A 9,049-nucleotide genomic window follows, 5' to 3' on the forward strand; every position below is an offset into this window, starting at 1 on the left:
GTTAACACCCTTAAATTATCAATATCATATACCTCGCCACCATCTTGTATTGATTTTTTATGATGAAGTTCATGTTTTAACCTCTTGCCCCTCGCTCGCCTTTTTTCACAAAAGCTGTTTTCCCTAATTTTGTCTGACCAAGATTAGCATTATTTAATTGCTTCGCTAATTCAACTTTGTTCACGAGGTGCCGGAACATGCGCTGCAAACCGATATCTACCTGCCGTTAAATTGACGATCCGGTACTGACCGTCCTTTCTGCCGGGCGGCACTGCGCTTACCCGGCCTACCGTCCCCTGGCAGCCTGCGCCAGCGTTTGCAGTTCCTCCTTCAGCCAGCGCGTTGCGCCCCGCTGGCCGCTGCGTTTATGCGAGTAAATTTTCACTTCAAACGAGCGTATCGAGAACGGTAAAGGAAAAATCCTCAGGCCTGCTGCCGTAACCAGCTTCTCAGCGGCGTATCGAGGGATGGCCATCAGCAGGTCGCTTTCCGCTACGATAAACGGTGCGCTGAGCATCGACGGCGTTTTGATCGCGATTTGTCGGGTATAGCCCAGCTGCTCAAGCCGTACGTCAAGAACGCCCTGCTTCTCATTCCATGGCGTCACCACCAGGTGTCGGGCCGCGAGATACTCCTCCAGCGTCAGCCGCGTCCGGCGCGCGTTGCTAATGACCACATACTCATCTTCAAACCAGTCGATCTCTTCCAGCTCCGGGTGCCGGATATCATCCTGAGTGCTGAAGCCCAGCGCCAGATCCACCTCGCCCGCCAGCAGTTCCGTCAGCGCCGGGCTGTGCGGCAGATAGCGCAATTCAAAGCGTAAACCCGGGGCAGTAAGCTGCAGCCTGTGCATCAGAGCCGGGAAAATGCACAGCGCGGTAAAGTCCGTTATCGCAATTTGTAAGCACTCCGAACTGCTGGCTGCATCAAAATCCGGCTGCGGAGTCAGCTCATGATTCAGGAACGACAGTGCGGAAGCAATGGAAGGCGCGAGCTGAGAATCATACACGCTGGGGGACATGCGGTGCCCTTCGCGGAAAAACAGCGGGTCATTCAGGGTGGCACGCAGACGCGACAGCGCATGGCTGAGCGCGGATGTGCTCATCGCCAGCTCGTCAGCGGCCAGGCGAACGGAGCGGTGGCGGTAAATCGCGTCGAAAACGGGCAGCAGGTTTAAATCAAGACGTCTCAGGGCCGGATGCATAATATTCATCATTTGTTGATTTCATTGCACTTAATTCTTCAGACAATACGCCGTATGCTTAACGCCATCAATCAAGACGCACGCTAAAAAGCAGGAAAAACAATGAGCATCACCCTTCGTCAGGCACGCCCCGAAGATGCGGCAGCCATTTACGCCATGATTTATGAGCTGGCGGTGTATGAAAAAGCCCCGGAAGAAGTGGTTACCACGCCGGAGGAGATCCGGGAAACGCTCTTTGGCGCAGGAACTAAAACCGAAGCGCTGATCGCGGAGTGTGAAGGCAAGATCGCCGGCTATGCCGTGTTCTTCACCAGCTATTCAACGTGGCTTGGCCGCAACGGGATTTATATGGAAGATCTGTATGTTTCCCCAGCTTATCGCGGCCTGGGGGCGGGAAAAGCACTGCTGAAACATATCGCCCAGCTCGCCGTACAACGGCAGTGCGGTCGCCTTGAATGGAGCGTGCTGGACTGGAACCAGCCCGCCATCGATTTTTATCTGAGCATTGGCGCGCTGCCGCAGTCCGAATGGGTGCGCTACCGTCTTGACGGAGAAGCGTTGCTCAAATTTGCCGAGTAGCGGCACGTCATACCCGAGAAGATCCCGCCCCGCGGGATCGCGCTTTCCTGCGTCGATCCCGTCTCAACAGATTATGAATTTATGCTACCCTTCCATAAATTTCATAAACATAGTGCAGAACGCCATGACGACAGCCCCTTTTATCCGCCCTCAACTCACCCTGCCAAACGGCGCTGACAAACTGCTGCTGCACTCCTGCTGCGCCCCCTGCTCCGGTGAAGTGATGGAGGCTATCCAGGCGTCGGGCATTGAGTACACCATTTTCTTCTATAACCCCAATATCCATCCGCAAAAGGAATACCTCATTCGTAAGGAGGAAAATATTCGCTTTGCGGAAAAGCACGGCGTGCCGTTTGTTGATGCCGATTACGACACCGATAACTGGTTTGAGCGCGCGAAAGGCATGGAATGGGAACCCGAGCGCGGCGTCCGCTGCACCATGTGCTTCGATATGCGTTTCGAGCGTACGGCGCTCTATGCGGCAGAAAATGGATTCAGCGTCATCAGCAGCTCGCTGGGGATCTCCCGCTGGAAGAACATGCAGCAGATAAATGACTGCGGCCAGCGTGCGGCGGCGCGCTATCCGGGTATGGTGTACTGGGACTATAACTGGCGTAAACAGGGCGGCTCCTCGCGCATGATTGAGATCAGCAAGCGGGAACAGTTTTACCAGCAGGAATACTGCGGCTGCGTTTATTCGCTCAGGGACAGTAACCTGCACCGTAAGTCACAGGGCCGCCCGCTAATCCGCATTGGGAAACTGTTTTACGGTCAGGATGACAATGAGAAATAACGGGTTCCGGGTATAGAGATATATCCGAAAACCGCCCTTTCAGGTGCCGAATTTAGCCTTTCGCCTGCCGTATCCACAAAGAGCGGCTATCCTTTAATTATCAACAAAAGGAGGCAAAAATGTCTGATTTCGGTACTGATAAAAACACCCAGTTTGCTGAAGATAAAGCAAAAAATAAATTTGATGAACTTGCAGGTTCAGCGCAGCAGCAGTTTGGTGAATTCGTTGATTCACCAAAACATCAGGTTAAAGGTGCTGCTAAAAAATATGCCGCTCAGGCCAGCGATGCCGTTTCCGATGTCACTGAAGCCGTCAGAAACAATCCCCTCACCGGCCTCGTTGCCGCGGGTGCAATCGGTATTGTTCTCGGCTTGTTGCTGGGCCGGAAATAAACCAGGGCCCTTCGGGGCTTTATTTTTTCTTAACTAAACAACCTGACCATGCGGTCTAACTCCTCCTCTTTCACGGCACGCGATAAATAATATCCCTGAAAGTTCTTGATGCCCAGCTCGACTAATTTCTCAAACTTTTCTTCACTATCAACCCCTTCTGCAATACAGTCCGTTCCGGTCATGTCGCTGTAAACCTGTATCGCTTTAATCAAATTATAGTCATTGTCGTTTGCCACAAAATGCTCAACGATGTCCCGATCCAGCTTAAGCCCATCGAAATGCACCTGGCGCACCGGGAACATGGTTTGATGGTTAGAGAAGCAGTCATCCAGGAACAATCGACACCCCGTATTGCGTAAATGCCGCATGGTTTCAGGGATCCTTTTGTCCTTCGTCACGTCAATATCTTCTGCAAATTCAAAAACCAGCTTTTCGGCCCACTGCGGTTTGAGCAGCATGCCAATGGCTTTCCGTGCCATATCAGGCAAAGCACTCCCGGACGCCAGACGAGGCGGAATATTCACTGAAAAATAGTATTTCCCGTTATACTTATTAATACCTGAAACGGCGGCATGGATGACCAACGCCGTAATTTTCAGCCAGATTTCATGATTGGAAACATCCGTTAAAAAACTGGCAGGCTTGACAATTTTACCGTTTTTATTCCAGCGAATCAGGATTTCAAACCCAACCCCTTTTTTATCTCGATCGGTAATAATCTGATATGCCGGGAATATTTCCCGATTACGTAACGCATTAAAAATTTCGGCTTCTTTTTCCGTGAACCCCACTTTTTGACGCGGGTGTTTATTAGGTTTCTCTGCTTTAAAATTGTGCGGATCGTGTAACCAGCGCTTAATTAAACGTAATTTAAGCACTCCTTCCTTTCGGTGGGTATAAACCGTTTTATTCGACAACCCCATTCTATCGCACATTTCCTTTACGGACATACCACGATAGAAATTTAATAAAACGTCAATCTCTCTTCTTGTTAACCACTTTAGATTTTCTTCAGAGCCAATATCCATGTAGCGTTCGCGTAATACGCGGGAACGATCCTTAAAGCTTTTGTAATGGGTATTAAAACAGCCTACTATGTCCGAAACGCTGGCAACGCGAATCAATGATAATTGATAACTGTTATTTAAAAGACTGCCCAGCGTGCGGTACAGCCAGCCGTCAGGAATATCACCATACAGGGTGACATGCCGAATAACGGGGAGTGCATTGAGTACCGAGGCCAGTCGCTTCAGGCTTTCCAGGAGATTGACGACACCTTTCCCGAGGAACACCACGATATGGGCATCCTGATTTTTAAGGATATTTTCAACATCCTGTTGGGATGCCTCATCTCCGTTAAAGTGAATTTGGGAAGCGTGGATCCCGTACTTATTGAGGATCGAACAATACCCCTGAAATGTGAAGCCGCAGGCTGAGATGACAAATTTATGTTCATCGCAAACCCCATTTTTGAGAGACATTTTTTGGGTCATAACCTGCTCCTGGGCACCAAAGCGCCATTTCTGTTTGAGTATGCGTAAAATCTATTGCATCTGTTGCGTAGTATAATTTTACAGTAGCACCCAGGGTTAAGAAACTGTTATCAGCCTAATTCACCGGAACATCTTTGCGTTAATCACAAACGTTTAACTATACTTTTCTTTTCAAATAACCCCGGCAAATATTTTATTCTCAGGGTATAATGAAAATTCCGAAAAAGAAGACTGGACACTTCATCTATCGGCTCATTCAAATACGAGAAAAATGCTATGGATAATCATATCTCATCCAGGGCCTTGCTACATCGAAGGGATGTCATAAAGAACAATCCACGATTCGGTGAGGCAATATTAGAGCACTGCACAATTAATGACACCATCTACAAAAAACAACCTTTGTTCTACAAGACAATGCTACAGGAATCACGGTTCAACATTATCCTCTCCATGTGTTGTTTTATTTTTGGCAATCAGGCCGAGTCAGTTTCTGAAATTAAAGAGTTATGTTCTCGCTATAAGATAGCCAGCCCCAACAGCGTTATTGCGATCATTACGATACTCAGAACCACCGGGCGCATCAGGACCTGGCGCTGTACGGAAGACAGACGAAAGACGAGAATCGCGCCAACCGAAAAAGGCCTGAATGAACTAAAGCGTTATATGTCCGGCGCTTTTTTGCCCGTCAGTATTCTTTATCCGACATTTAATATTAATGTAAACCTGCTGGATAATGATATTTTGAGAAGTAACTTCTTCCGCCGCGCGGCAGAATATCTTTTTCGGGGATTAACGTTCAGAAAGGTTTTGCCTGAAGTAGGATTATTTATTGATAAAGATGGTGGCCGTATGATTATGCTTTATCTTTACCTGCAGGCTATGAAAAACAAATCCGCCCATGGTGCCGTTATTGACTATTCAGCCAGCACGCTCGCAAAAGAATTTTTTGTATCGCGCATCCACGTCAACCGGATTATCAAATCAGCTCAGGAGGCAGGCTATCTGAAAGATCGGGGTGATGGTCGGCTATCGGTCTATCCGGCGTTTATCGAACTCGTCGAAAATTATGCCGGATTATATTTTGCGTATGTCACGCATTACATCAACGTGGTTCCTAAAGAGCGACGCCACCCTCACAACGTGACGTCAACCGTATAATCCACCAGGCGTTCGGTGTTCCGAACGCCCTTCACCTATCTTTCCCGCAGCGCCTCTTTTGCCTTGTTCAGCGGTTTCAACAGATAATCCAGAATGGTTTTGCTGCCGGTTTTAATATCAACGGTAGCAATCATGCCCGGAAAGACCGGAAATTCCTGACCCTGCTTATTGGTCAGATGGTTACTGTCGGTACGAATATAGACGCGATAGTAATAAACATCTCTTTTCACCTCATCCTGCAGGGTGTCCGGCGAAATCATGGTCACTTCCCCTTCCAGCCCGCCGTAAATGGAGTAGTCATAGGCCGTCACTTTCACCAGCGCCTTCTGGCCAGGATGGATAAACGCCACATCGCGCGGCGAAATTTTCGCCTCAATCACCATCTGATCGTCAAGCGGAACCAGACTCATCAGCTTGCCGTTCGGCGGGATGACGCCGCCCACGGTCGTGACGTCAATATCCTTTACGATCCCGCGAACCGGCGCATTGAAGGTCAGTCGGGTCAGGGAGTCTTCCCGACCCTTCATCACCGAACGCTGGGCTTCAATCTCCGCATTGGCTTTCGCCAGCTCTTCGCGAGCGCGGACGTAATACTGGTTTTTCATCTCGGTGATTTTATTCTCAAGCTCATTTTTTTGACGCTCAAGACGCAGCACCTCCACCTTGCTGGCCGCCCCCTGTGTCACCAGCGGACGAGTCAACGACAGCTCGCGTTGCACCAGCTCGGCACCCTGACGTAAACCCGCCAGCCCCTTTTCAAGGCTCTCGCGACGGGACTGATAGAGCGCCGTTTCCTGCTTAACCAGCTCAACGTCGTCATCCAGCTCCTCGGGAAACGTCAGCTCCGTGTCGTTAACTTCGGCTTTCAGGCGTGCCGCCGTGGCCAGCGCCGCATTCAGACGCGACTCGCTCTCCAGCACGCTCGACTCGGTTTTTGTCCGATCAAGCTGCGCGAGCTGCTGGCCGCGCTCGACGATGTCGCCTTCGCGCACCATCAGGCTGTGGATAATGCCGCCTTCCAGGGACTGGATGACCTGCTCATGAGAAGACGGTATCACCTTACCGCTGCCGGTCGTCACCTCATCAAGATGGAACAGGCTCGCCCAGGCGATAAACGCCGCCAGCAGGGCGAACAGCGACCATGCCACCAGCGTGGCGCGCGGAAGGCGCGGCTCTTTCAGTCGGCTATTAAAACGGGAGAAATCATTCATGCCGCGCCCTCCTCTGCAACCGCCGCCGGTTTCATGGTCACGGTGCGCTGTGCTGTCTTTTGCGGCGCCATGCCGTGCTGGTGCAGGATGGCGTCGCGCGGGCCGTCCATCACCACCTTGCCGTTTTCCAGCACGATGATGCGGTCGACCAGGTCCAGAATCGGCAGGCGATGCGTGGCCACCACCAGCGTCCGGCGTTTACCCAGCCATGTGTGAAGATGCTGAATAAACTGCTTTTCGCTCATTTCGTCCAGCCAGGCGGTAGGCTCGTCCAGCAGCAGGATAGTCGGCGAGGTGATCAGGGCGCGCGCCAGCAAAAGCGCCTGTCGCTGACCGCCGGAGAGGCCCGTTCCGCCCTCGTTGATGATAGTGTTCAACCCCATTTTCTGTTTGCGCACAAACTCCAGCGCGCCGCTGTTGACCAGCGCCTGGTGAATCTCATCGTCGGTCGCCAGCGGGTTACCCATCAGGATGTTGTCCCGCACGGAGCCAAAGAACAGACGGGCCTGCTGGCTCAGCAGCTGCATGTCGCGACGCACGTCGGCCGGGTCGAGATGATTAAGGGCAATATCGTCCAGCAGAATGCTGCCCTGCTGCGGCTCCTGCATGCCCGCCAGAAGCTGTAGGAGCGTGCTTTTGCCGGAGCCATTACGCCCGAGCACCGCCACGCGTTCTCCGGCGCGGATCTGCAGCTTGCTGATGTTGAGCACGGTGAGTTTCTCTTCCTCGTCGTAATAAAACCCGACGTCCTCAAGCGCATAGTCGCCGCGCAGGTGGGCTTTGTGCACCTTCTTGCCGTGCTGCGGATCGTCAATCGGCCGCTGCATCAGGTCGTCCAGCCCCTTGCGGGCCACTTTTGCAGACTGCCAGCGCGAGAGCACGCCTGAGATCTGCGACAGCGGCGCAATGGTCCGCGACGCCAGAATCGAGGTGCCCACCAGTGCACCGGTGGTCATGTCGCCGCTGATGACCAGATAGCAGCCCACAAGCAGCACCACCGCGTAAACAATGGACTGCACCTCCTGCGTCCAGGTGAGCAGCAGGCCCGTCAGCCAGCGCTGCTTCATGCCGACGCTGGCGGCGACGTCGTTGGTGTTATTCCACTGGTTCTGGAAACGCTGCTCGGCGCGCATCAGCTTGATGTCTTCAATGCCCTGCACCGCTTCCACCAGCGTGGCGTTACGAATGGCGGATTCACGCATCCCTTCGCTGGAGAGTTTCCCCAGCGGGCGCTGCACCAGCAGGCCCGGAATAAGCAACAGCGGCACGGCGAGCAGGACCACCAGCACCAGCGGACCGCCAATCATCCACAGAATGAAGACGAACAGCAGGAAGAACGGCAGATCGGAGAGGGCCGCAATGGTCGTCGAGGTGATCAGCTCGCGCACCGACTCCAGCTCGCGGATCTGCGCGATAAACGATCCGGTTGATTTCGAGCGTGCGCCGTTTTTAATCCGCAGCGCATGGGCAAAGACGCGTTCAGAGATGCGCAGATCGGCGCGCTTCCCCACCACGTCAGAAATGTGCACGCGCAGCATGCGCATGATGAATTCGAACACGATGGCAATCATCACGCCGCCGAACAGCACCCACAGCGTGGCTTCTGACTGCGACGGTACCACCCTGTCGTAGACCTGCATGGAGAAGACCATGCCGGAAAGCGCCAGCACGTTGGCGACCAGCGCCACCAGCATAATGTCGCCGTAGCGTCGCCAGTCCTTCAGCGCCAGCTGCCAGAACCAGTTTTTCTCATACGGTTTGATGTAGTCATCCACGCGGGCATCCGGCGTGGACTCGAGCGGGCGCAGCACCATCAGGCCCTTTAATCGCGACCCGAGCGCCTCGCGCGTTAGCGTCGTCTCCAGGCCGCCGTCGCCGCTGAACTGCAGGCTGACGTTGCCTTCGTTGTCCATGCGGTTGATCACCGCAATCTGCCCGCCGGTAAATTCCGCCAGCAGCGGCAGACGCCACGGATCGAGGGATGCCGCTTCCGCCGCCACCACGCGCATCCCCAGCCCAAGCTGGCGCGCCATCTCCTCCAGCACCAGCTGGCGCGGCGACTGGCTTTCATGGTTAATCGAGACCCGAACGTGCTCCACCGAAAAGTCCAGCCGGTAGTGCTTCGCGATGATGAGCATGCCCTGCAGCCAGGGTTCGTACTGTGGATGTGTCTTCATAATCTCCGGGTTAACGCAATTCGTGTAAAGAAACGCCAA

Annotated in this window: 8 protein-coding genes and 1 pseudogene; 4 read left to right on the top strand and 5 right to left on the bottom strand. The window is 53.0% G+C overall.

The window, feature by feature from the left end:
* Together N6P30_RS24670 and N6P30_RS15780 are read right to left on the bottom strand one after the other, a co-directional pair.
* Positions 1–128: pseudogene (locus tag N6P30_RS24670) on the bottom strand (HNH endonuclease); the annotation flags it as partial.
* Positions 129–286: 158 nt separating this feature from the next.
* A complete protein-coding gene (locus tag N6P30_RS15780; protein ID WP_023292466.1) occupies positions 287–1,216 on the bottom strand; it encodes a LysR family transcriptional regulator in 930 nt (309 codons plus the stop codon).
* A gap of 90 nt (positions 1,217–1,306) precedes the next feature.
* On the opposite strand from N6P30_RS15780, the gene N6P30_RS15785 reads away from it, so the two are divergent.
* The 3 genes from N6P30_RS15785 to N6P30_RS15795 all read left to right on the top strand — a co-directional run bounded on the left by N6P30_RS15785 (position 1,307) and on the right by N6P30_RS15795 (position 2,968).
* Positions 1,307–1,783, top strand: a complete 477-nt coding sequence (locus N6P30_RS15785; RefSeq protein WP_008502292.1) for a GNAT family N-acetyltransferase — start codon at positions 1,307–1,309, stop codon at positions 1,781–1,783.
* 124 nt (positions 1,784–1,907) lie between these two features.
* Positions 1,908–2,576: an epoxyqueuosine reductase QueH gene (locus N6P30_RS15790; protein WP_008502293.1), complete on the top strand. Its 669-nt coding sequence runs from the start codon at positions 1,908–1,910 to the stop codon at positions 2,574–2,576.
* Between the two features lie 119 nt (positions 2,577–2,695).
* Positions 2,696–2,968, top strand: a complete 273-nt coding sequence (locus tag N6P30_RS15795; protein ID WP_008502294.1) for a YqjD family protein — start codon at positions 2,696–2,698, stop codon at positions 2,966–2,968.
* A gap of 29 nt (positions 2,969–2,997) precedes the next feature.
* Here N6P30_RS15795 and N6P30_RS15800 read toward each other — a convergent pair whose 3' ends face one another.
* Complete coding sequence (locus N6P30_RS15800) at positions 2,998–4,461, bottom strand: EAL domain-containing protein (protein ID WP_023292467.1); 1,464 nt, start codon at positions 4,459–4,461, stop codon at positions 2,998–3,000.
* 276 nt (positions 4,462–4,737) lie between these two features.
* On the opposite strand from N6P30_RS15800, the gene N6P30_RS15805 reads away from it, so the two are divergent.
* Entirely contained in the window at positions 4,738–5,622 is an 885-nt protein-coding gene (locus tag N6P30_RS15805; protein WP_023292468.1) for a hypothetical protein, read from the top strand.
* A 35-nt stretch (positions 5,623–5,657) separates the two neighbouring features.
* On the opposite strand, the gene N6P30_RS15810 is transcribed toward N6P30_RS15805, so the two are convergent.
* Positions 5,658–6,833 carry an HlyD family type I secretion periplasmic adaptor subunit gene (locus N6P30_RS15810; RefSeq protein ID WP_008502297.1) on the bottom strand — a complete coding sequence of 392 codons (1,176 nt, stop codon included), beginning with the start codon at positions 6,831–6,833 and terminating at the stop codon, positions 5,658–5,660.
* The gene (locus N6P30_RS15815) at positions 6,830–9,010 is read right to left on the bottom strand and encodes a type I secretion system permease/ATPase (protein WP_023292469.1); all 2,181 of its coding nucleotides are present in this window, start codon (positions 9,008–9,010) and stop codon (positions 6,830–6,832) included. Before N6P30_RS15815 ends, N6P30_RS15810 begins: the two co-directional genes overlap by 4 nt.
* Positions 9,011–9,049 lie beyond the last annotated feature (39 nt).

This window comes from Enterobacter sp. PL1 (genome assembly GCF_945957325.1).
GTDB classification, from domain to species: Bacteria; Pseudomonadota; Gammaproteobacteria; order Enterobacterales; family Enterobacteriaceae; genus Enterobacter; species Enterobacter roggenkampii.